The organism is Aestuariivirga sp. (genome assembly GCF_020252405.1).
In the GTDB taxonomy this organism is placed as follows: domain Bacteria; phylum Pseudomonadota; class Alphaproteobacteria; order Rhizobiales; family Aestuariivirgaceae; genus Aestuariivirga.
Genome location: NZ_JADCDA010000056.1, coordinates 1 through 21,320, shown reverse-complemented (window position 1 = coordinate 21,320; position 21,320 = coordinate 1). Strand labels below are relative to the sequence as shown.

The 21,320-nt window shown below is 64.5% G+C and carries 20 protein-coding genes and 1 CRISPR repeat array; of the genes, 5 read left to right on the top strand and 15 right to left on the bottom strand.

The features are described from left to right. Positions 1-2 precede the first annotated feature (2 nt). Positions 3-1,097, top strand: coding sequence for an ABC transporter ATP-binding protein (locus tag IOC69_RS09405; protein ID WP_290543289.1), 1,095 nt, complete (start codon positions 3-5; stop codon positions 1,095-1,097). Between the two features lie 14 nt (positions 1,098-1,111). Beyond that, positions 1,112-1,447 carry a carboxymuconolactone decarboxylase family protein gene (locus tag IOC69_RS09400; RefSeq protein ID WP_290543288.1) on the top strand — a complete coding sequence of 112 codons (336 nt, stop codon included), beginning with the start codon at positions 1,112-1,114 and terminating at the stop codon, positions 1,445-1,447. A gap of 200 nt (positions 1,448-1,647) precedes the next feature. Here IOC69_RS09400 and IOC69_RS09395 read toward each other — a convergent pair whose 3' ends face one another. From IOC69_RS09395 to bchF, 15 genes are read right to left on the bottom strand one after another with little or no spacing between them, the layout of a single operon-like run. Then, positions 1,648-2,055 carry a DUF2177 family protein gene (locus IOC69_RS09395; RefSeq protein WP_290543287.1) on the bottom strand — a complete coding sequence of 136 codons (408 nt, stop codon included), beginning with the start codon at positions 2,053-2,055 and terminating at the stop codon, positions 1,648-1,650. Between the two features lie 53 nt (positions 2,056-2,108). Then, complete coding sequence (gene hemA, locus IOC69_RS09390) at positions 2,109-3,320, bottom strand: 5-aminolevulinate synthase (RefSeq protein WP_290543286.1); 1,212 nt, start codon at positions 3,318-3,320, stop codon at positions 2,109-2,111. Beyond that, complete coding sequence (gene puhE, locus IOC69_RS09385; RefSeq protein WP_290543285.1) at positions 3,310-4,152, bottom strand: putative photosynthetic complex assembly protein PuhE; 843 nt, start codon at positions 4,150-4,152, stop codon at positions 3,310-3,312. The genes hemA and puhE overlap by 11 nt, the downstream gene beginning before the upstream one ends. Positions 4,153-4,156: 4 nt before the next feature. Next, positions 4,157-5,224 carry a magnesium-protoporphyrin IX monomethyl ester (oxidative) cyclase gene (acsF, locus tag IOC69_RS09380; protein WP_290543284.1) on the bottom strand — a complete coding sequence of 356 codons (1,068 nt, stop codon included), beginning with the start codon at positions 5,222-5,224 and terminating at the stop codon, positions 4,157-4,159. After that, entirely contained in the window at positions 5,224-5,520 is a 297-nt protein-coding gene (locus tag IOC69_RS09375) for a hypothetical protein (RefSeq protein ID WP_290543283.1), read from the bottom strand. The genes acsF and IOC69_RS09375 overlap by 1 nt, the downstream gene beginning before the upstream one ends. Next, the gene (gene puhC, locus IOC69_RS09370; RefSeq protein ID WP_290543282.1) at positions 5,520-5,984 is read right to left on the bottom strand and encodes a photosynthetic complex assembly protein PuhC; all 465 of its coding nucleotides are present in this window, start codon (positions 5,982-5,984) and stop codon (positions 5,520-5,522) included. The genes IOC69_RS09375 and puhC overlap by 1 nt, the downstream gene beginning before the upstream one ends. Beyond that, on the bottom strand, positions 5,981-6,637 hold the full coding sequence (puhB, locus tag IOC69_RS09365; RefSeq protein ID WP_290543281.1) for a photosynthetic complex putative assembly protein PuhB: 657 nt from the start codon (positions 6,635-6,637) through the stop codon (positions 5,981-5,983). Before puhB ends, puhC begins: the two co-directional genes overlap by 4 nt. Beyond that, entirely contained in the window at positions 6,634-7,413 is a 780-nt protein-coding gene (gene puhA / locus IOC69_RS09360) for a photosynthetic reaction center subunit H (protein WP_290543280.1), read from the bottom strand. The genes puhB and puhA overlap by 4 nt, the downstream gene beginning before the upstream one ends. A gap of 16 nt (positions 7,414-7,429) precedes the next feature. Beyond that, positions 7,430-8,866, bottom strand: coding sequence for a BCD family MFS transporter (locus IOC69_RS09355; protein WP_290543279.1), 1,437 nt, complete (start codon positions 8,864-8,866; stop codon positions 7,430-7,432). Next, positions 8,863-9,564, bottom strand: coding sequence for a magnesium protoporphyrin IX methyltransferase (bchM, locus tag IOC69_RS09350; protein WP_290543296.1), 702 nt, complete (start codon positions 9,562-9,564; stop codon positions 8,863-8,865). Before bchM ends, IOC69_RS09355 begins: the two co-directional genes overlap by 4 nt. Next, positions 9,561-10,463, bottom strand: a complete 903-nt coding sequence (gene bchL, locus IOC69_RS09345) for a ferredoxin:protochlorophyllide reductase (ATP-dependent) iron-sulfur ATP-binding protein (RefSeq protein ID WP_290543278.1) — start codon at positions 10,461-10,463, stop codon at positions 9,561-9,563. The genes bchM and bchL overlap by 4 nt, the downstream gene beginning before the upstream one ends. Next, positions 10,460-14,059 (bottom strand): magnesium chelatase subunit H, encoded by a 3,600-nt coding sequence (locus IOC69_RS09340; RefSeq protein ID WP_290543277.1) that lies wholly within the window; start codon positions 14,057-14,059, stop codon positions 10,460-10,462. The genes bchL and IOC69_RS09340 overlap by 4 nt, the downstream gene beginning before the upstream one ends. After that, complete coding sequence (gene bchB, locus IOC69_RS09335) at positions 14,034-15,560, bottom strand: ferredoxin:protochlorophyllide reductase (ATP-dependent) subunit B (protein ID WP_290543276.1); 1,527 nt, start codon at positions 15,558-15,560, stop codon at positions 14,034-14,036. Before bchB ends, IOC69_RS09340 begins: the two co-directional genes overlap by 26 nt. A 2-nt stretch (positions 15,561-15,562) precedes the next feature. Next, positions 15,563-16,846 carry a ferredoxin:protochlorophyllide reductase (ATP-dependent) subunit N gene (locus IOC69_RS09330; protein ID WP_290543275.1) on the bottom strand — a complete coding sequence of 428 codons (1,284 nt, stop codon included), beginning with the start codon at positions 16,844-16,846 and terminating at the stop codon, positions 15,563-15,565. Beyond that, positions 16,843-17,334 carry a 2-vinyl bacteriochlorophyllide hydratase gene (bchF, locus tag IOC69_RS09325; RefSeq protein ID WP_290543274.1) on the bottom strand — a complete coding sequence of 164 codons (492 nt, stop codon included), beginning with the start codon at positions 17,332-17,334 and terminating at the stop codon, positions 16,843-16,845. The genes IOC69_RS09330 and bchF overlap by 4 nt, the downstream gene beginning before the upstream one ends. Positions 17,335-17,831: 497 nt before the next feature. Between bchF and IOC69_RS09320 the strand changes: the two genes are divergently transcribed. The 3 genes from IOC69_RS09320 to IOC69_RS09310 all read left to right on the top strand — a co-directional run bounded on the left by IOC69_RS09320 (position 17,832) and on the right by IOC69_RS09310 (position 20,440). Continuing rightward, positions 17,832-18,518, top strand: a complete 687-nt coding sequence (locus IOC69_RS09320; protein WP_290543273.1) for a B12-binding domain-containing protein — start codon at positions 17,832-17,834, stop codon at positions 18,516-18,518. Next, a complete protein-coding gene (ppsR, locus tag IOC69_RS09315; RefSeq protein WP_290543272.1) occupies positions 18,515-20,008 on the top strand; it encodes a transcriptional regulator PpsR in 1,494 nt (497 codons plus the stop codon). The genes IOC69_RS09320 and ppsR overlap by 4 nt, the downstream gene beginning before the upstream one ends. A gap of 117 nt (positions 20,009-20,125) precedes the next feature. Continuing rightward, on the top strand, positions 20,126-20,440 hold the full coding sequence (locus IOC69_RS09310) for a hypothetical protein (protein WP_290543271.1): 315 nt from the start codon (positions 20,126-20,128) through the stop codon (positions 20,438-20,440). Between the two features lie 118 nt (positions 20,441-20,558). Further along, positions 20,559-21,320: a CRISPR direct-repeat array (repeat unit 36 nt; unit sequence GCCGTGGTTTCCCTGCCGACTTCCCAGTGGTAGGCT).

Genomic DNA, 21,320 nt, shown 5'->3' with positions numbered 1-21,320 from the left:
CAATGGCGAAAGTTTCGTTCCGCAACGTCTGGAAGAAATATGGCAATGTGTCTGCCGTTAAGGAACTCAACATCGAGTGTCCGGATGGCTCCTTCCTCTCGATTCTCGGCCCCTCGGGGTGCGGCAAGTCCTCGACCATGCGCATGGTGGCGGGCCTCGAGCACATTACGTCCGGTGAGATCCTGTTCGACGAGAATCCCATCAACACCCTGCCGCCAAAGGACCGCGACGTGGCCATGGTGTTCGAGAACTACGCGCTCTACCCGCACAAAAGCGTATTCGAAAACATGGCAAACCCCTTGAAGCTGCGCGGCCAGGACGCTTCCGTGATCAAGGAGCGGGTAACGTCGGCGGCCAGGCTGCTGGAGATCAGCCACCTGCTGGAGCGCCGTCCTCAGGAGCTCTCGGGCGGCCAGAAGCAGCGCGTCGCCATCGGCCGCGCCATCGTGCGCGAGCCGAACCTGTTCCTTTTCGATGAGCCCATCGCGCATCTCGACGCTAAGCTCCGCGCCCACATGCGTGGCGAGATCAAGCATCTGCAGCGCACGCTCGGCACCACCATGATCTACGTGACGCATGACCAGCTCGAGGCCATGTCGATGGCCGACACCATTGCCGTGATGCATGACGGCGAGCTGCAGCAGCTGGGCTCGCCGCGCGAGGTCTACAACAAGCCGGTCAACGCCTGGGTTGCAGGCTTCGTGGGCGAGCCTGCGATGAACTTCATGGATGCGAAGATCGAGGACCGCGCGGGGCGCACGCACTTCGTTCATCCCAACTTTGCGATCGCCGTCAACGACGAGCAGCAGCGGATCATCGCGTCTGGCGCGCGCCAGGATGCGCTGCGCGTGGGTGTTAGACCCGATGCGCTGTCGATCTCCATGACCAAGCCGCCGGTTGACCACATCACTGGCAAGATCTTCGTGACCGAGCTTCTGGGCGGCGACATGATTATCGACGTTGACCTCGACGATTGCCGCGTGCGGGTGAAGACCTCGACCGAGTTCGAGGGCGTGGAAGGCCAGACCTGCTACATGACCGTCAACACGAACAAGTGGCATGCGTTCTCGAAGGAGAACGGCAAGGCATTCTTTTAGGTAGGGATTACGCCATGTCTGACGCAAGGGAAAAACTCGAGGCAGTCAATAGCCGCCTCATGGGGCTGTTCAAGGCCGAAAAGCAGACGATGATGGCCTTCAACAGCCTCACCGTGGCGGCGACGAGACCTGGAAAGATCTCAGCCGCGCTGAAGGAGTTGACGGCGGTGGCCATCGCCGTCGCAAAGGGTTGCGAGGACTGCATCATCTATCATGCGTCTACTGCCAAGAAGCATGGTGCAACCCGTGAAGAGTTGATTGAGATGCTCGCGGTTTCGGTTGAGATGTCAGGAGGCCCTGGTGCTGTCTATGCCGCAAAGGCGCTGGAGGCGTTCGATCAGTTGACGTGACAGGTGTTTGAGAGCCGCCTGTTCAATCGTGCCCTGCGGCGGCGCGAGAGCGACATAAATCTTGCGCCGATCCATCCGCCCCATCTACGCCTCTTCCCACAAGGCGGAGAGGACGACAAGTGAACGGCTGTTGAACAGGCGAGGGGCAAGGACATGGAGCCCGATCGCCTGATGTACCTCGGCTGTTGCAGGGTGAACGCCTATTTTGCAATCAATCGCAATCCCAGCGCCGCCGTGAGACCGGATACTGTTGCGGTCAGCACCGTGCCCCACACCATGTCGATGATGGCTATTCTGGTCGTAAATCCTTTCATCACCGCGAGGTTGGTGAGGTCATAGGTGCCATAGGCGACAAGGCCCAGGATTGAGCCGTATAGCACCGCCTGGCCCACGGAACCGCCCTGCACCGCGGGCCACACGACCATCACCATCAGGCCGGTGACGTAGAGAACATAGAAGGCCGCGGCAGCGCCCATGTTGGGGGGCTGGCGCAGCAGATCTCCGATTTCGCTCACATAGAACCCGCGGCCCAGCCACAGCAGCCAGATCGTGTCGATCAACAGGAACAGGACCGCCGCGGCAATCCAGAGAATGATCCATTGTGTCACGGCGCTCTCCTGTCCAACGGCTTCTTTACGGACAGGAGGGCCGGGGGATCACATCAGGCCACCGCGCGGGCCAGCGCGCATTGCGACCAGAGTTCGGAAAGCGCGGAAACAAGGTGGTCTATGTCGGTGTCGGTGTGGAGCGGGGTGGGCGTGATGCGCAGCCGCTCCGTGCCGCGCGGCACGGTGGGATAGTTGATCGGCTGGATGTAGATTCCGTGCCTCTCCAGCAGGATGTCGCTGATCCACTTGCACTTCTTCGCATCGCCCACCATCACCGGCACGATGTGGCTGTTGTTCGCCATGTAGGGAACGCCCGCCTGATCGAGTTTCTTGCGGAGCTTCGCCACACGGTCCTTGTGGCGCATGCGCTCGAACTGGGAGTTTTTCAGGTGGCGGATCGAGGCGGCCGCACCTGCCGCGCAATGGGGCGGGAGCGCAGTGGTGAAGATGAAGCCCGAGGCAAAACTGCGGACAAAGTCGCACAGCGCGGCAGAGCCCGTGATGTAGCCGCCAACCACGCCGAACGCCTTGCCGAGCGTTCCTTCGATCACGGTGACGCGGTCCATCAGACCCTCGCGTTCGGCAATGCCGCCGCCGCGCGGCCCATACATGCCGACCGCGTGCACTTCGTCGAGATAGGTCATCGCGCCATATTTTTCGGCGAGGTCGCAGATCTCCTTGATTGGACCGATGTCGCCATCCATCGAATAGACCGACTCGAAGGCAATCAGCTTCGGCCGGGAGGGATCGGCGGCCTTCAGCAGGCGCTCAAGATCATGCAGGTCATTGTGCCTGAAGATGTGGCGTTCGGCGCGGCTGTGGCGGATGCCCTCGATCATCGAAGCATGGTTGCCGGCGTCCGAGAACACCATGCAGCCGGGAATGCAGCTGGCCAGCGTGCCCAGTGCGGCCCAGTTAGAAACATAGCCGGAGGTGAAGAGCAGGGCGCCTTCCTTGCCGTGCAGGTCTGCAAGCTCGCGCTCGAGCTCGACGTGGTAATGGTTGGTGCCGGAGATATTGCGCGTGCCGCCCGCGCCAGCGCCGCAGCGGTCCAGGGCTTCATGCATCGCCGCCGTGACAGCGGCGTTCTGGCCCATGCCCAGATAATCGTTGGAGCACCAGACGGTGATCTCCTTCTTGTCGGCTCCGTGGTGCGTCGCCCTCGGGAAGCTGCCCGCCTTGCGCTCGAGATCGGCGAAAATGCGGTACCGGCCCTCGGTCTTCAGCGCGTCGAGTTCTGTCTGGAAGAAGCTTTCATAGTCCATCGGGGGCACTCCGGAGGGCGGCTTTGAGAGGTGTATAGTCAAACTTGGGGGATATGGAATTGCGCGATTTCGCCGCGTCCCGCTGCCGGGGCAGGCTCCAATTCCACAGCTTTTCCACAGGCAGCGGCAGCATCAGCATCCAGTGCTCGAAAAGGGCGAGGGTGGCCAGCGCGGCGAGCAGCGACCAGCCGGCGCGCTCCTCCGCCAGATCGGCGGCATAGGCCTGCTGGAACAGCAGGACAGCACCAATTGTGGCCGCCGAAATCGAGAAAGGAAACAGCAAATTCATGGGCTTGCGCGTCAAGAAGCTCTTCAGCACCGCCATGTGCGCGGGCACGAACTGCTCCGACACATTGCGCACACCAAGGAACACGTTAAGCCTCGCGGAGAGATGCATGGCCCACAACAGCAGATAGGCCCAAAGGCCCCAGTTGTTCACAGCTTCTCCACAGAGACCCCAGATGGCCAGCGCCACCGCCGCGATAGCGATTTCGTGCCACAGGTTCACGCCCAGCGCGTGGCCGAAGTGCCGCCAGCCGGAGCATCCGGCCGGGCAGGAGGTTTTGCGCGGCCCTGTGACATAGCCGGTGTAAAGGCTCAGCTCCTGCCAGCCCCAGGCGAGAACGCCGGCGGTGAAGGCGGCATAGACGGACAGCAGGGACGCATCGTCCCGTTGCGTCCACATCGCCCACAATGCGGCCGCCAGCACCGCCGTGCCGCCCGCCATGCTCCACCTGAAGGTCCGGACCGGAAGCTGATCGAGATAGAAGATCAGCCCGGTGGCGAACCACCAGAGGAGCAGGGCATAGGCGATGGGCAGCGCGTAATCCATCCGGTCACCAGGTGGGCGCGAGGCGAATGCCGGCGGGAAGTTCGTTGGACTTGGATGGGATAAGGAAGAGGCGCACCAGGGTTGCGCCCGCCGCCACGGCCGTCCATGCCTTTCCCAGCCTCGCTGTCACGCCGCCTTTTTTCTGCCAGACGGCGGCGCGGTCGTTGATCTTCCGCAATTTCTCGAGGCCCGCGAAAAAAGCCGGGTTGTCGATGTCGAGTTCCAGCGGGAAGACCTGGCGGGAAATCTCGGAGGTTATCTTGAAGACCTTGAAGCCATATTCGGTGGGATCGATCCCCATGGCCTCATGGAAATGCGGCCGCTGGTGATCGCGCACATACATGGTGGCGAAGACCGCCATGAGGAAGAACTTCACCCACAGCTTGTTGAGGCCGGAGAGCAGCTCGGGATGCGCCCGCATCAGCAGCGCGAAGGCCTCGCCATGGCGGAACTCGTCATTGCACCATTGCTCGAACCACTTGAAAATCGGGTGGATGCGCTTCTCCGGGTGCTGCTGCAGGTGCCGGAAGATGGTGATATAGCGCGCATAGCCGATCTTCTCCGAGAGGTAGGTTGCGTAGAAGATGAACTTGGGGCGGAAGAAGGTGTATTTCTTGGTCTTGGTCAGGAAGCCCAGATCGACGCCGAGCCCGAAGTCCTTCAGCGTGTCGTTGATGAAGCCGGCATGCCGGCCTTCGTCGCGCGCCATCAGGCGGAAAAGTTCGCACAGATCCGGGTTCGTGCCGCGCTTGCGCATTTCAGAATAAAGCACGCAGCCGGAGAATTCCGCCGTGAGTGAGCTCACCAGGAAGTCGACGAGCTCGCGGCGCAGACCCTCGGGAAGCGCTGCAAGGTCGACATGATCCCATTCGGCGTTGCGCTTGAAGTGGCCCTTGTTGGGGTCGGACTGCATCTCGGCGATGAGCTTGTCCCACTCCTCGCGGACGGGCGTTACGTCAAGCTTGTCAAGAGCCTCGAAGTCGGTGGTGTAGAAGCGCGGGCTCAGCACCGTCGATTCCTGTGCCTTGGCGAGCGTGTCCGCGGGCCTGATGCCCAGTGTTTCGATGGTCATTAGAGCTCCTCCCCCGAAAAGCTGAACTCAAGCAGTTCCATGAATTCCAGATCGCCCGTGAGCTTCACCCATTTGCGTTCGAGCCAGTTGGCCCGTGTGATCGTGGCCTTGCGGCGCTCGATCGCGGACTCGCCATAGGGCACGATGATCGGCTTGCCGTGGACGAGCACCTCGTCGCCCGGTTCCACCGTTATGCCGTCATCCAATTCCACATGCGCGCCGAGGCTCTCGAAGGTGTTTACAACGCGCACGGTGCACATCACGTCTTGCCTGTCCGGCGTTAAGATGTTCAGCATCAGCCCTGGTCTCCTGTCGTTGGAAGGAAGCGGAGGAAGGAAGCGGCATTCTCACGGCCATAGGCCGCGAGGTCGAGCGATATGCCGGAGGCGGTGTCGATCAGCAGCAGCTGCCCGTTGCTCAAATAGTCGAGGCGATAGGCGTCGGTCGCCCTCGCCTGCTGGGTCTGGCGCATGCGGTTCAGCCCGCGCAGCACGCCGGGGATGAAGCCCTCGGCGCTGGTGTGTGTAATGATGGCGCCCGTGGTGGCGTCAATGACGGCAACGCCTTGCGCATCGCTCTCGAAGCGCAGCAGACGGCTATGCACCACCTCCGGAGTTCCGAGGCTCTGCACGGGCGAATAGCCGCCGACGCGCGCTGCCAAAACGGCGAGCAGAGCCGCCAACACCATGGCGGCCGCCGCGATTGCTGCGGGGTGCAGCCGGAGGCCGCGGACCGGGTGCTGGGCCGTTGCGGTTCTCATGCGGCCACCGGCTGGCCGGTCTTGACCGGACGATGGTCCGGGACTTCTAAGGCGATTGGCGCTATGGCCGTGCCGGTCAGCGCAGCCGCGAGCAGGCTGGCCACGTCATCGGCCCTCGGCACGCAGCGCAGGCAGGGCTGCGGATGCGCGAAGTTGAAGGGCCGCGCATGGGGCCACAGCAGAAGATAGGCGATGCGTTCCTTCTTCGTCACCTTCAGCGGGATGTCGCCGGAGCCATTGCCGAAGACCCGGAGGGACGCGCCGTCGATCTGGCTGAAGGGCACGTTCAGCGTCACGGGCAGGGCCATGCCGATTCGCATCACCACGCGCTTCGTCGTGATGGTGTAGACGGTCGTCCGCGCGCTCAGCCAGGCAAGGCCGGAGAGGAGCGCCGCAGCCACCAGTCCCATCGGCATCAGCCACTGGAACGGACGGGCTGCATAGGCAAGGCTCCCGCCCTCGGCAAAGCGCAGCGCTCCGGCGAGCAGCGTGAGGCCGGCGAAATACCAGATCACCTTGCGCACATGGAAGGCATGAACCGCGAGGTCCTGCCAGCGCGGCGCACCTTGCCACAGCAGGCGTTCGCCCTGCGGCAGCATTTGCGGCAGGCCCCGGACCGGTTCGAAGTCGAAATCGTCGTGATGCCCGGTCATACCAGGGGCTCGGCACGGTCAGCGGTGGCATAGAGGTGGCCGCCGGCGTAGAAGGCGCAAATCTTGTCTTCCTCGAGCCTTGTGACGACATCCGGGTTGCGAAGTGCCGGCACCTTGATGAACTGCTTTGAAGTGATGGACTTGACCTCGATGCGCTTCTTGCCGCCCCAGATGCGGGCCAGTGTTGTCGGCAGCAGGACGTTGCGGGTGCGGCCTTCCTTGTCGCTCACTTCGACTTCGAGGTAGCGCATGATGTATTCCGAGCGGTCCACCCACACATCCTTCACTGTGCCGCCCTGCTTGCCGTCGCAGCCGATCACCGGCATGCCGCGCGGGTCGGGGTCGCGCTCCTCCACGTGCCAGTCCGGGTTGTTGCGCAAGGGCGAGAGCTTCGGTTCGCCGGTGAACAGCGCATCCGGAATGTCCTTGCGTTCGGCATAGGAGGCGGGCCCGACGCCATCCGCCATCGGGTCGCCATCGGGCTCCAGCGGCGCGCCCGGCCATGGGCCGATGGGTGTGGCCTTAACCGGCCGGCCGTCATAAGGCTCGGCGCGCGGCGCCTGAACAGTGCTGCCGTCGGCGAGAAGATAGGTCTTGGGCGCGGGCACTGCCGGCCAGCCCTGCACCGTAACATTGGCGGAGCGCTCTGACTCCAGTGGATAGCCCTCGCGCTTGCCCTCGCGGTGGAGGTAGATGATGATCGCCGCGAGAAATCCCCAGAACACGTAGAGCACGACCTGGGCGACATCGATGTACTGGGTGAAGGCTGCGGACATGGGTTCTCTCCTTCGGTCAGCCTGGATATTGCGCCAGGCCGAAGCCCGGCTGTCTCGTGGAGCGTTTGCCGCCGCGCACCAGGGGGCCGATAACGGCAAGCGTTGCGAACAGAAGCACGATTTCGATCTGGTAGACGGTCACATAACCTGCGGCAGGACCGGTGGTGGCGGAGCCAAGCTTGCCGTGCATCGCAAGATCCGACACTGCGTCGCGCAGCATGCCGCTGATGCCCACGCCGATCCCGGCAGCCGTCGCCTGCACGCCACCCCAGGTGCCAAGTGCAAAGCCGCTCATGGCGCCCGCGCCGCTGGAGGCGAGGTCCATCGCAGCCGTCAGCATGCCCACCGAGAAAAGGCCACCGCCCAGCCCAATGAAGAAGACGCCGGTCTGAAACAGCGAGACAAGTCCGAGCAGGGGAGAAAAGATGACGGCTGCGAAGGCAAAGATGCCGACGAGAATGCCCACGGAGGCGAGCCGGCAGGGATCGCCACCTTTGCCCAGCCGCCGCGCCGAAATCGCAAAACCCGCGAGCGTGCCCAGCGCCATGGTTGCGGTGAGCCAGGTTGTCTCCCCAACACTGAGCCCGAACACCTGCCCGCCGAAGGGCTCCAGCAAGATGTCCTGCATCGAGAAGGCGGCGGAGCCCAGTCCCACGCCGATCAGCAGGCGCTTGGCGCGGCCCGCCGCGCTGAACCGCCGCCAGGCTTCGCCAAAGCTGATGGTTGCCGCATCCTCCGAAGCGAGCGGCGAGTTGCGGGCTTCCTGTTTCCACATGGCGATGGTGTTCAGCACCACGGTGAGGACGGCGACGCCCTGGATGATCTGGATCAGCTGCTTTGCGGTGAAATCATGCAGCAGGCTGCCGAAGACGAGCGCGCTCGCCACCATGCCGAAGAGAAGCATCACATAGAGCAGGGCGACGACGCGCGGTCTCGTCTCCGCTGAAGCGAGGTCATTGGCCAGCGCCAGGCCGGCTGTCTGCGTGGTGTTGATGCCGGCGCCGATCAGCAGGAAGGCCAGCGCCGCGCCCGCTTCGCCCCATACCGCGGGGCCGTGGCCGTTTCCGGTGAGCACCAGCAATGCGAAGGGCAGGATGGCGAAGCCGCCGAACTGCATCATCGTACCGAACCAGATATAGGGCACGCGCCGCCAGCCGAGCACCGATTTGTGAGTGTCCGATTTGAAACCGATCAGGGCGCGGAAGGGGGCGATCAGCACCGGGATCGACACCATGAGTCCCACAAGCCAGGCGGAAACGCCGAGTTCGACGATCATCACGCGGTTCAGCGTGCCGGTCAGCAGCACCATCGCCATGCCGACGGAGACCTGGAACAGCGACAGCCGCAAGAGGCGCGACAAGGGCAGGTCCCTGGTCGCGGCATCGGCGAAGGGCAGAAATCGCGGTCCGACCTGCTGCAGCGCCGAAATCATCCTGCGGTTGATCATCATCATATGCGCTTCAGCTCCTGCGCATGGGAGATGTAGAAGCCGCTGGAGACGCGCGCATTGCGACCGGGCCGCCAGTCGGCGAGCTGCCCGGAGCCGCCGATGGCCTTGTACAGCGCCGCGGTGGCATGCGGGACGATACGGGGCGAGCGGTCGCCGCGCGGAAAGGCTTTGCCTGCGAAATGCATTGCGGCGAGTGCCGGCGTGCGCGGAGCATAGGTGAAGTGCACGCCGCTGCGGCTCATTGCGGCAAGCCGTGTCAGCATGCCGATCATGTCGGGCAGGCTGTAGTGGATGAGCGAGTCCATCGCAACGATGTGGTCGAAGGCGCCGTGTTTCCTGTCCAGCATATCGCCGGCAATGAACTGGATGCGGCCATGCCCCAGCTTCTCCGGCAGCCGTTCCCTGGCGATGCCGATGAGAGTGGGAGAGATGTCCACCGCCGTCACATCCGCGCCGCGCCTTGCCGCCTCGACGGCAAGCGCACCCGTGCCGCAGCCGGCATCGAGAATGCGCGCGCCGCGCAGGTCCGCGGGCAGGAAGGAGAGGAGCGTCGCGCGCATCCGGTCGCGGCCGGCGCGCACCGTGGCGCGAATGCCGCTCACCGGCGCGTCAGATGTCAGTATCTGCCAGGTGCGCGCGGCTGTCCGGTCGAAGTAGGTTTCGATCTCGCCGCGCCGCTCGAGGTAGCTGTCGCTCATCAGTCGAACCCCAGGAAATCGAAGATGTCGCGGTCCTTCATGGATCTCGCCTCGCAGGGTTCGTAACCCGCCCAGAGCTGTGCCGCGAGGCGCATGTACTCGTTCTGCACGTGATCGACTTCCGGCGAGGAGGGCATCTCGAACAGCGTCGACTTCTTGAGCCGGCTCAGCCGGATCGCATCGACGTCCGGCAGGTGCGCGATGCGCTTGAGGCCGGTGGCCTCCGCGAAGCGGTCGATCTGATCTGTGTCCTTGGAGCGGTTGGCGATGACCCCACCCACGCGCACGCCATAATTTTTCGCCTTGGCGTTGATCGCCGCCACGATGCGGTTCATGGCGAAGATCGAATCGAAGTCGTTGGCCGTCACGATCAGCGCCCGGTCGGCATGCTGCAGGGGGGAGGCGAAGCCGCCGCACACCACGTCGCCCAGCACGTCGAAGATCACCACGTCCGTGTCTTCCAGCAGGTGGTGCTCCTTCAGCAGCTTCACCGTCTGCCCGACGACATAGCCCCCGCAGCCCGTGCCGGCCGGCGGCCCGCCGGCCTCGACGCACATCACGCCGTTGTAGCCCTGGAACACGAAATCCTCGGGGCGCAGTTCTTCGGAGTGAAACTCAACCTGCTCCAGAATATCGATGACGGTCGGCACAAGGCTCTTGGTCAGCGTGAAGGTCGAGTCATGCTTGGGGTCGCAACCGATCTGCAACACCCGCTTGCCGAGTTTCGAGAAGGCAACCGAGAGGTTCGATGATGTCGTGCTCTTGCCGATGCCGCCCTTGCCATAGACCGAGAACACCTTCGCGGCGCCGATGGTGGCGGTGGGGTCAAGGTGTACCTGCACGCTGCCCTCGCCGTCTCCGCGCTGAGCCACCCGTGGCTTGCGATCAATCACCAATGTCATGCCGCAACCTCCACCCCAATGCCTTCAAGCCTGTCTTCGAGTTCTTCCCCGGCGCGTTCGAGCGCCGCGAGGGTTTCCGCGTCGGGCGACCAGAAGTCGCGCCGCTGCGCTTCGAGCAATCTGTTGACGACTTTCATCGCAGCCTTCGGGTTCAGCGAGGCGAGCTGGTCGCGCATCGTTTCGTCCAGCACATAGGTCTGGGTGAACTGCTGGTAAACCCAGGGCGCAACCTGTCCGGTGGTGGCCGACCAGCCCACCGTGTTGGTGAGGTGGCATTCGATGTGGCGAACGCCCTCATGGCCGTGCTTCAGCATGCCCTCGTACCACTTGGGATTCAGCACGCGGGTGCGGCTTTCGAGCGCCACCTGGTCGGCCAGCGTCCGCACCACGCCGACGCCGCGCGTCTGGTCGCCGATATAGACGGGCACCGCCTCGCCACGCTGCTTCTCCGCCGCGCGGCTGATGCCGCCGAGCGAGTCGAAGTAGTGATCGATGGTTGTGACGCCGAGTTCGACGCTCTCGAGGTTCTGATAGGCAAGGTCGACGCCGGACAGAACCGATGCCATCAGCGCCGGCTGCTGGGCGACTTGGCCATCGCGGCCATGGGCGAAGCTCTTGCGCTTGGCGAAGAGATCGCCAAGCTCATCCCCGTCTTCCCAGCGGCCGCTGTCGACGAGCATGTTGACGTTGGACCCATAGGCGCCATCGGCGTTGGAGAAGACGCGCAGCGCCGCGGTCTCGAGGCCGCAACCTGTAGTCTTCATGTGTTCCCGGGCGTGCTTGCGCACGAAATTCAGTGTCTCCGGCTCGTCTGCCGAAGCGGCCAGCCAGCAGGCCTCCGCCAGCATGCGCGTCTGCAGCGGCAGCAGGTCGCGGAAGATGCCGGAGAGTGTGAGCATCACGTCGATGCGCGGCCGGCCCAGCTCTTCGAGTGCAAGCAGACTGGCGCCGCACAGGCGTCCGAAACTGTCGAAACGCGGTGCTGCGCCGAGCAGGGCGAGGGCCTGGGCGATCGGACCGCCCTCGCTCTTCAGGTTGTCCGTGCCCCACAGCACCAGCGCCACGGTTTCGGGCAGCGGCTTGCCGGCGGCCACATGGGTGTCGAGCAGCAGCTGCGCCTGGCGCGCGCCGTCCTTCACCGCGAAGGCGGAGGGGATGCGGAACGGGTCGAAGCCATGGAGGTTGCGCCCCGTCGGCAGGATATCGGGCGAGCGGATCAGGTCGCCACCCGCAACCGGGCGGATAAAGCGCGCGTCAAGCGCCTTGAGCAACCCGGAGATCTCGTGGTCTTCCGAGAGCAGACGGTCCATCTCCGCGAGGTCAGTGGCAGTGCCTGCCTCGGCAACGCTCGCCAGCGTCTCGCGACGGGCCTCCGCGTCCATCGCCTGGCCGACGACGTGCAGGCCGTGCGGGATCAGCGTATACTCAAGTTCGAGGATTTGCTGCTGCAGCGCGCGGACCTGGACTTCTGCGTCATCCCATTCCGGTTCTGCCGCCGCGAGGTCCACCGTCGCCGCCTGGGCCTGGATGAGGAGGGCGAGGTCATGGCGCTCGGCTGCGGTGGGGTCCAGCCCGCGCCAGCGACCGATCGAGGCCTTGAGGTCGGCGAGGCCGCGGTAGAGGCCGGCCTGGGCGAGCGGCGGCGTCAGGTAGCTGACCAACGTGGCCCCCGCGCGGCGCTTGGCAATGGCGCCTTCCGAGGGGTTATTGGCGGCATAGAGATAGAGATTCGGCAGGTCGCCGATCAGCCGGTCGGGCCAGCACTGGGCGGAGAGACCGGACTGCTTGCCCGGCATGAACTCAAGCGCGCCATGGGTGCCGAAGTGCAGAACGGCACTGGCGCCGAAATCCTCACGCAGATAGCGGTAGAACGCGGAGAAGGCATGGGTGGGCGTGAAGCTCTTCTCGAAGAGCAGCCGCATCGGGTCGCCCTCATAGCCGAAGGCCGGCTGGATGCCGACCAGCACATTGCCGAAACGCTCGCCCAGCACATGGATGGACGAGCCATCGGCTTGCTGGCGGCCGGGGGCAGGGCCCCACTGGGCCTCGATCTCGCGGAGGTGGGTTTCGCGCCGCACGTGATCGTCCGCGGGCACCCGGTGAATGACATTGGCATCCGAGCCGAACCGCTCAGCATTGCCCTTCAGGATGCGCGCCTGCAGTTCATCGACGCTGGCCGGAACCTCGACGTCATAGCCATCGGCCTTCATGGCGGTGAGCGTGTTGAACAGCGATTCGAACACCGAGAGGAAGGCCGCGGTGCCGACGGCGCCGGCATTTGGCGGGAAGTTGAACAGCACGATGGCGATCTTGCGTTCAGCCTTTGCCGTGAGCCGCAGCGCCACCTGCTTGGCCACGCGTGACGCCAGCATCGAGGCCCGCTCGGCATGAACCCTCATGCCGCGTTCGCCATGGTCGGCCACCGAGCGGCCGCCGAACACCACGCCGCCGCCGGCGCCGTCGAGTTCGGGAATGGCGATCATCATGGTGGTCTCGATCGGGTGCAGCCCGCGTTCGGACTCTTCCCATTCCTCGAGCGTCTGGAACTCGACGGGCTGGGCAGCGAGATAGGGCACGTCCAGCTTGACCAGCATGTCTTCGGCGGCGCGCGCGTCGTTATAGGCGGGTCCGCCCACCAGCGAGAAACCCGAAAGCGAGACCAGCGCGTCGATCGCCGGCTTGCCGTTCTTCATGAAGAAGCGTTCGATCGCCGGGCGCTGGTCGAGGCCAGTGGCGAAGGCCGGGATCACCTTCAGGCCGCGCGATTCGAAGGCCGCGATCACCCCGTCATAATGGGCCGTGTCGCCTGACAGCACATAGGAGCGCATCAGGAGGAGGCCAACCGTGCCCTTGCGAACGGTGGGCGGTGAGGGCAGGGCATCCGCCGTCTCGCTCATGCGCGTGGCAAGCCGCGGGTGATAGACGCCCACTTCCGGATAGGTCTGCGGCTCGCGATAGGAAATGCCGCGCAGGCTTCTGCGCGGCCCTTCCGCAAATCTCGAGACGAGGAAGCGGACCATCTGCCCGATGTTTTCTTCCGACCCCGCCAGCCAGTATTGCATGGCGAGGAAATAGGCGCGCATGTCCTGGGCGGAGCCGGGGATGAAGCGCAGGATCTTGGGCAGCCGCTTCAGCATGGCAAGCTGCTTTTGGCCGGCCGTGGCCTTCTCGGTGTCCTTGTTGGTCTTCGACCCGCGCAGCTTCTTCAGCAGGTTGACAATGGCGCCCTGGCTGCCGTTCATCGCAAAGCGACCGGCGCGGGTGAGCTTGATCACCTCGCCTGCCGACATGAAGCACACCATGGCGTCGCAGGCGTCGCGCCGCGCCTGGAGTGCGGGCATCACCGCCTGGATGTGATCTTCCATGAACAGCATGGTGGCGATAATGATGTCACCCTTGCCGATGTCCTCGATGCAGGCGGCAAGCGAATCCGGGCTGGCGCCCCAGCTCGAGGCTGCATGGACCGACAGCGTAAGCCCCGGCATTTCCCGCGCCAGCTGCGCGTTGACGCGGGCCACCGCCCCCGTGATGTGGTTGTCGAGGGTGACGATCACCACATGGGCATTCGCCCTATCGGCTGTAGTGTGCTTTGGCATCATACAGCGTCTCGATGGTGATGAGGTTGATGCCGCGCTCGGTGGCGAAGCGTTCGGTATTGCGGCGCGCCTTGCCGCGCACGAAGAAGGGAACTTTCTGCAATTCCTTCTCGGCTTCGGGCGCCCAGCCGCCCTGGGCGGGCGGGGTGGAATTCGCGGGGGCGGCGGCGGGCTTGGCGGCGCCATGGCCGAGGTGCGAGGCGGCAGCCTTGTCGTTGAACTCGAAGTCATTGCGGAACATGTGGAGGAGATGCTCCTCGAGTCCCATCATCAGGGGGTGCACCCAGCTGTCGAATATGACGTTGGCGCCTTCAAAGCCCATCTGCGGCGAATAGCGGGCGGGGAAGTCCTGCACATGCACGGGTGCGGAGATCACGGCGCAGGGAAAGCCCAGTTTCTTCGCGATATGGCGTTCCATCTGCGTGCCGAGCACCAGCTCGGGCTGCAGTTCGGCGACCTTGGCTTCGACCTCGAGATAATCGTCGGTGATCAGCGCCTCGAGCCCCAGCTTCTGCGCCGCCTCGCGCACCGGCCTGGCGAATTCGCGCGAGTAGGTGCCAAGCCCGACGACCTCGAAGCCAAGCTCTTCCCTCGCAATGCGTGCGGCGGCCATGGCATGCGTTGCATCGCCGAAGATGAACACGCGCTTGCCGGTTAGATAGGTCGAATCGACCGAGCGCGAATACCATGGCAGGCGCGACCCGCCGGCCTTCAGGGCGGCATCCGCGTCAAGCCCGGCCAGCTTCGCCACCTGCGCGATGAAATCGCGCGTGGCGGAAACGCCGATGGGCACGACGCTGGTCATCGGCTGCTTGAAGTTGCGCTCCAGCCAGCGACCGGCCGTTTCGGCGGTTTCGGGGTAAAGCACCACGTTGAATGCGGCGTCGGGAATGCGGCGGATGTCGTCCGGCGTCGCATCGAGCGGGGCGACCACATTGACGGCAATGCCCATGCCTTCCAGCAGCTTCACGATCTCTGCAAGGTCATCGCGGTGGCGGAAGCCCAGCGCCGTGGGGCCTAGAATGTTGCAGGAGCGCGGATTTACCTCCGCCCCGCGGCGCGGCTGCGCGAGCCCGCGCACGATCTGGTAGAAGGTCTCCGCAGCGCCCCAGTTCTCCTTCTTCTGGTAGGAGGGCAGCTCCAGGGGGATGACCGGGATCGGCAGCGCCAAGGCCTTGGCGAGGCCTCCCGGATCGTCCTGGATCAGTTCCGCCGTGCAGGAGGCGCCGACGATCATCGCCTTGGGCTTGAAGCGCGCATAGGCGTCGGCGGCTGCGGTCTTGAACAGTTCCGCCGTGTCGCCGCCGAGATCGCGGGCCTGGAAGGTTGTGTAGGTGACGGGCGGCCGCGCATTGCGGCGCTCGATCATGGTGAACAGCAAGTCGGCGTAGGTGTCGCCCTGTGGCGCGTGAAGCACATAATGCAAACCGTCCATCGCGGTGGCGATGCGCATGGCCCCGATATGCGGCGGGCCTTCATAGGTCCAGAGGGTGAGCTGCATGCTTAAACCCCCAGCCTGGTGCGGCGGTCCAGGGGCCGCGAGAACAGGCGGGCGAGGTCGCCTGCCTGCTCATAGCCATGGATCGGCGTGAACACGAGTTCGATGGACCACTTGGTGGTGAAGCCCTCGGCTTCCAGCGGGTTGGCAAGGCCAAGACCGCAGACCACCAGGTCCGGCTTCGCCGCACGGCAACGGTCCAGCTGCTTTTCCACATCCTGGCCCTCGCTCACCATGGTGCCGGCTGGAAGCTGTCCAATTTCCTGGGCGAGATGGGCGCGCTGCAGATAGGGCGTTCCCACCTCCACAGGCTCCATGCCGAGTTCCTGAGACACGAATCGCGCCAGTGGAATTTCCAGCTGCGAGTCGGGAAAGAAGAAGATGCGCTTTCCTGCCAGCATCTCGCGTTGCGGCTCCATGGCAAGCCTGGCGCGGATGTGGCCGGCCTCCGTGGCTGCCCGCAGCTTCGATTCGGAAATGCCAAAGGCATCGGTCGCCGCCCGGAACCAGCCCGTGGTGCCTTCCGCGCCGAGCGGGAAGGGAGCGGGAATGTGGATCGCGCCACGCTCGTCCAGTGCGCGGGCCGTGTCGTTCAGGAAGGGCTGGGCGAGCAGGTATCTTGTGCCCGGCGCGATGGCGGGCATTGTGCCCGCCGTGCGCGCGGGCAGAAAGCCCACGTCGCTCAGCCCCATGTCGGCGAAGATCCGGCGGAATTGGTCTTCGGCCACGTCAGAGAGTGCCCCCGCCACAAGGAGCGGGGGCACATAGCCGTTTGCTGGAAGGGGGGAGAAGGGTACCAGCGCGGCTAAACAGGCGTCTTCTCCCTGCGTGAAGGTCGTCTCGATTCCGCTGCCGGAATAATTCAGCACACGGACCTTCGGGGAGTGAGTTTGCGAGAGGCGCGCGGCTGCGCGCTTCAAGTCGAGCTTGATGACCTCGGACGGGCAGGACCCCACGAGGAACAGCATCTTTATGTCCGGGCGGCGCTCGAGCAGCCGGTTCACCACGCGGTCGAGTTCGGCGTCGATCTCGGACAGGCCCGCAAGGTCCCTCTCATCGATGATGGCGGTGGCGAAGCGCGGCTCGGCGAAGATCATCACGCCGGCGGCCGACTGGATCAGATGCGCGCAGGTGCGCGAGCCGACGACGAGGAAGAATGCGTCCTGTATCTTGCGGTGCAGCCACACGATTCCGGTGAGCCCGCAGAACACCTCGCGCTGGCCGCGCTCACGCAGAATCGGAATGTCATTGCAGCCGCCGGAGGAGGGCGCGCGGAAAGGGAGGTTCATGACGTGGCTCCCGCCGATTGCAGCCGCGCGGCCCTGAGTTTGAGCAGGAACTGCGCGGCATTGGCGACATAGGCGGCATAGGCCGCGAGGGCGAGCCACATGAGACCCTGCTCGGTCAGCCAGCCCTTCAGCAGGCAGATCAGATAGGCGGTGTGCAGCGCGATAACGCCGAAGCTCACCACGTCCTCCCAGAAGAAGGCAGGCGCGAAGAGGTATTTGCCGAAAACGTCCTTCTCCCACAAAGAGCCCGTCACCATGATGGTGTAAAGCAGCATAGTCTTGAGGATGACCGAGGCATTGGCGAGTCCAGCGCCTTCGCCCGTCAGCAATGTGCGCAACACGAGTCCGAGACTCACCAGGAAAACCAGAAACTGGAGGGGAGCCAGAACGGCCTGCACCAGCGTCCAGGGAGAGGAATCGCGCCGTTTCCGCTGGGCGTCGGTGTAAAGCCCCGTCCGGATTTCGTGCTGGCCGCCAAGCACTTGCATTGTCTCTTCTCCCGGGCCCGCTGCACTCCCGCCGGGGGCGGGGTGAAGGATTGCAGCCCTGGTTCGGAGGCTAGTCCCCATAAAAATAAGTGTCAATACTTGTTGACGTCCAGATTTTGGTACATAATGTCCCGCGCTGGAGTGATGCCCCGGCAGCCGTTCGTCATGCCCCACCGAGAGCACCGGGCTGGCGCAGAAGGTTTGGACCAGGAGCGTTTTGCGACATCAGGAGCGTTTTGCGACATCAAGGGGGCGTTTTGCGACATCAGGAGTGTTTTGCGACATGAGGGGCGTTTTGCGACATCAGGGCGTTTTGTGACATCATGAGTGTTTTGCGACATCATGAGTGTTTTGCGACATCAGGAGTGTTTTGCGACATGAGGGGCGTTTTGCGACATCATGAGCGGTTTGCGACATCATGAGCGGTTTGCGACATCATGAGCGGTTTGCGACATCATGAGCACGCTTGAAGGTTTGGCCGCACGGGGAGGGCAGGGTTGAACGACGCCTCTCCATTCCGCGTGCCGGCGGTTTCGCTGGAGCTGGTGGAAAGCTTCACCGGCATGGTGTTTGACGACCGGGAGGCCGAATTCGAGCAGATGGTGGAGAGGCTGCTGGCGGGCGGGGCATCGCCGGAAAACCTGATGCTGGACCTGCTCGCGCCGGCGGCGCGGCTGATGGGCGAGCACTGGCGCGAGGACCACCGGGATTTCGTGGAGGTGACGCTGGGCATGGCCAGGCTGCAGCAGCTGGTGCGCCAGTTCCGGCTGCCGGCCACGGGCGGGGCCCAGCTGCGCGGCCATGCCCTGCTCGTGCCGGCGCCGGGCGAACAGCACACATTCGGCCTGCGCGTGGTTGAGGAGCACCTGCTGCGCGCCGGCTGGAGGGTGAGCGTCCACATCACCGCGTCTGCGTCTGACATTACGCGCCTTGCGGCCGAAGAATTCTATGATTTCGTTGGATTTTCCCTATCGACCGAACGGCTGCTCCCGGCCCTGCGCGAGGCGGCGCTGAGGCTGAGGCCCACAGCACGGAACCGACAGCTGCGGGTGGCCGTTGGCGGCGGTCTGTTCGATGGGCTGGACATTGCCCCGGGCGAGATCGGCGCGGACGCCATCGTGATGGACGCGCGCGATGCCGTGAACCAGGCCAATCAGTGGTGCAGCCTGGCGGGTGCGGAGTGACGCATGTTCCCAACCGCCGCAGCTCATGGAAGGACAAGGACGTGACGCTCAAGAGCGCGCCCTCTCAGCCGAGGGACCGGGAGGCCAGTCTGGCCGGGCTGCTCCAGCAGCTGGACGCAGGCGAGTCCGCGCTGCTCCTGTCGGCCGCCGCCGACATCGCGCTGGTCATCAACCCGGACGGCACGCTGGCGGACAGGATCTTCGCCAGCGCCGGGCTTCCCGCCGGGCTTTTCGCCAGCTGGCCCGGCAAGAGCTGGCTTGAGGTCTCGACCGTCGAGAGCCGCCCCAAAATCGAGCAGATGCTGCAGGAGGCCGCCCTGGGCCTGCCGCCGCGCTGGCGCCAGATCAACCACCAGCAGGCCGACGGCCCTGATATTCCGGTGCGCTATTGCGTGATGAAGGCCGGCGGCGGCGGGCAATTCGTGGCCATCGGCCGTGACCTGCGCCAGGTCGCCGCCGTGCAGCAGAAGCTTCTGGCCGCCGAACAGTCGATCGAGCAGGAATATGCGAGACTGCGCCACGCCGAAACGCGCTACCGCCTGCTGATGCAGGTCTCCTCCGAGGCGATCGCGGTGGTTGACCAGCGCTCGGGCCGCATCGTGGAGGCCAATGCGGCCGCCGCCAATCTGATGAACAAGCCGTTGAAAAGGCTTGCCGGTTCGCAATTCGCCGGGATGTTTGACGGGCCCGACCAGGCCCGCGTCGAAGATCTGATGACCGCCCTGCGCGCCACCGGCCGGGCCGATGACGTAGCCCTCACACTGGAAGGCCGCCAGCAGCAGGCCGTCCTCGCCGCCACCATCTTCCGCCAGGAAAACGCCAGTTTCTATCTCATGCGGCTGCAGCCCATGGCGGCGGGCGCCAGCGGCATTGTGGTGTCGAGGGGCCAGGCCGCCGTGGTCAATGCGGTGCGGGACCTGCCGGAGGCCTTCGTGGTGACGGACCTTGAGCGGCGCATCATTTCCGCCAATGCGGCCTTCCTCGATGCCGCGCAACTGGGCTCGGAGGAGCAGGCGAGAGGCGAGCCGATTGACCGCTGGCTGGGCCGGCCGGGCGTCGATATGTCCGTTCTTTTCAACAGTCTGGCGGAAAACGGCGCGGTGCGCCAGTTCCAGACCGTGCTGCGCGGCCAGTTCGGCGCCACGGAGGATGTGGAGGTCTCGGGCGTGGCCACGCCGCCCGCCGCGCCCTCCTGCTTCGGCTTCTCGATCAGGCGCGCCAGCCGCCGCGCGGCGGAGCCCGATCCCGCCCGGCGCAGCCTGCTGCGCTCGGTGGACGAAATGACCAGGCTCGTCGGCAAGGTGCCGCTGAAGGACCTGGTGCGCGAGACCACCGACATCATCGAGCGCCTGTGCATCGAGGCCGCCCTGCAGCTCTCCGACAACAACCGGGCCAGTGCCGCGGACATGCTGAGCCTCTCCCGCCAGAGCCTCTACGTCAAACTCCACCGCTACGGCATCGAGGACAAGCCGGGGGCGGAGGAGCAGTAGGACGACCTCCCCCGAAAGCCCGCCACCCGGCGCCTTCCACGCGCGGCAACCTTGCTGCCGTCCGTTGCTCCGCGGATGCATTTATGTTGCAAGACCGATGCCGCCGTTGCCACGCGGATGACCAAACCCATGCAACCGCCACATGCTGCCGCCGTTGCATTCCGGATGGCGGCGCAGTTGCGTTTATGTTGCAAAACCGATGCCGCCGTTGCCACGCGGATGACCAAACCCATGCAACCGCCACATGTTGCCGCCGTTGCATTCCGCATGGGGGCGCAGTTGCGTTTATGTTGCAAAACCGATGCCGCCGTAGCCACGCGGATGACCAAACCCATGCAACCGCCACATGCTGCCGCCGTTGCATTCCGGATGTCAGCGCAATGGATTGCAATGCCATCGATGCAAAGTTGCAAAACTGGATGGAAAACATGACTGACAGTGGAGGGTGTCAAAGCGCTACGACGATTACCGGGACTGGCCCACCTCCCGCTTATCCGCGCCGCTTGCCGGGAATCAGTTTTCCCCCCTGATCAGTTTAACGCATCACGACGCCGTGGTTTCCCTGCCGACTTCCCAGTGGTAGGCTCGCCAATGGCTGGGATTGGCATACGATGGAGCCGTGGTTTCCCTGCCGACTTCCCAGTGGTAGGCTATGCCGGCGCAGCGATCGCGCACGTAGCCAGCCGTGGTTTCCCTGCCGACTTCCCAGTGGTAGGCTCAACCAACCGGCCTTCTCGACACCATTGCTGCCGTGGTTTCCCTGCCGACTTCCCAGTGGTAGGCTGCTGCGTGACGGCCTTCGATCTTCCGGGAGGCCGTGGTTTCCCTGCCGACTTCCCAGTGGTAGGCTCCTCCGGCAAGGGTTGGGCAGCGCGGAAAAGCCGTGGTTTCCCTGCCGACTTCCCAGTGGTAGGCTTTGACCAGGAAGGCGCGCCGGACGGTGTTGGCCGTGGTTTCCCTGCCGACTTCCCAGTGGTAGGCTCGTCGCGGACAGCGGCGCGCCACATATAGGGCCGTGGTTTCCCTGCCGACTTCCCAGTGGTAGGCTTCATCAGCACCGTTACCGTTCGAAGCCGGGGCCGTGGTTTCCCTGCCGACTTCCCAGTGGTAGGCTCGAGGGCGGAGGCGTGGGTTGAGGAAAAGCGCCGTGGTTTCCCTGCCGACTTCCCAGTGGTAGGCTTGCGGCCTGATCGCATTGGCGTCCATGTGGGCCGTGGTTTCCCTGCCGACTTCCCAGTGGTAGGCTGGAAGCGGCTTGCGACCGCGCATCTGTCAGGCCGTGGTTTCCCTGCCGACTTCCCAGTGGTAGGCT

Bases quoted from the DNA above. Each gene is read 5' to 3' on its own strand.
- IOC69_RS09405 (WP_290543289.1), top strand. From the start codon at position 3: ATGGCGAAAGTTTCGTTCCGCAACGTCTGGAAGAAATATGGCAATGTG.
- IOC69_RS09400 (WP_290543288.1), top strand. From the start codon at position 1,112: ATGTCTGACGCAAGGGAAAAACTCGAGGCAGTCAATAGCCGCCTCATG.
- hemA (WP_290543286.1), bottom strand. From the start codon at position 3,320: ATGGACTATGAAAGCTTCTTCCAGACAGAACTCGACGCGCTGAAGACC.
- puhE (WP_290543285.1), bottom strand. From the start codon at position 4,152: ATGGATTACGCGCTGCCCATCGCCTATGCCCTGCTCCTCTGGTGGTTC.
- acsF (WP_290543284.1), bottom strand. From the start codon at position 5,224: ATGACCATCGAAACACTGGGCATCAGGCCCGCGGACACGCTCGCCAAG.
- IOC69_RS09375 (WP_290543283.1), bottom strand. From the start codon at position 5,520: ATGCTGAACATCTTAACGCCGGACAGGCAAGACGTGATGTGCACCGTG.
- puhC (WP_290543282.1), bottom strand. From the start codon at position 5,984: ATGAGAACCGCAACGGCCCAGCACCCGGTCCGCGGCCTCCGGCTGCAC.
- puhB (WP_290543281.1), bottom strand. From the start codon at position 6,637: ATGACCGGGCATCACGACGATTTCGACTTCGAACCGGTCCGGGGCCTG.
- puhA (WP_290543280.1), bottom strand. From the start codon at position 7,413: ATGTCCGCAGCCTTCACCCAGTACATCGATGTCGCCCAGGTCGTGCTC.
- IOC69_RS09355 (WP_290543279.1), bottom strand. From the start codon at position 8,866: ATGATGATGATCAACCGCAGGATGATTTCGGCGCTGCAGCAGGTCGGA.
- bchL (WP_290543278.1), bottom strand. From the start codon at position 10,463: ATGACATTGGTGATTGATCGCAAGCCACGGGTGGCTCAGCGCGGAGAC.
- IOC69_RS09340 (WP_290543277.1), bottom strand. From the start codon at position 14,059: ATGCCAAAGCACACTACAGCCGATAGGGCGAATGCCCATGTGGTGATC.
- bchB (WP_290543276.1), bottom strand. From the start codon at position 15,560: ATGCAGCTCACCCTCTGGACCTATGAAGGCCCGCCGCATATCGGGGCC.
- IOC69_RS09330 (WP_290543275.1), bottom strand. From the start codon at position 16,846: ATGAACCTCCCTTTCCGCGCGCCCTCCTCCGGCGGCTGCAATGACATT.
- bchF (WP_290543274.1), bottom strand. From the start codon at position 17,334: ATGCAAGTGCTTGGCGGCCAGCACGAAATCCGGACGGGGCTTTACACC.
- IOC69_RS09310 (WP_290543271.1), top strand. From the start codon at position 20,126: ATGACCAAACCCATGCAACCGCCACATGCTGCCGCCGTTGCATTCCGG.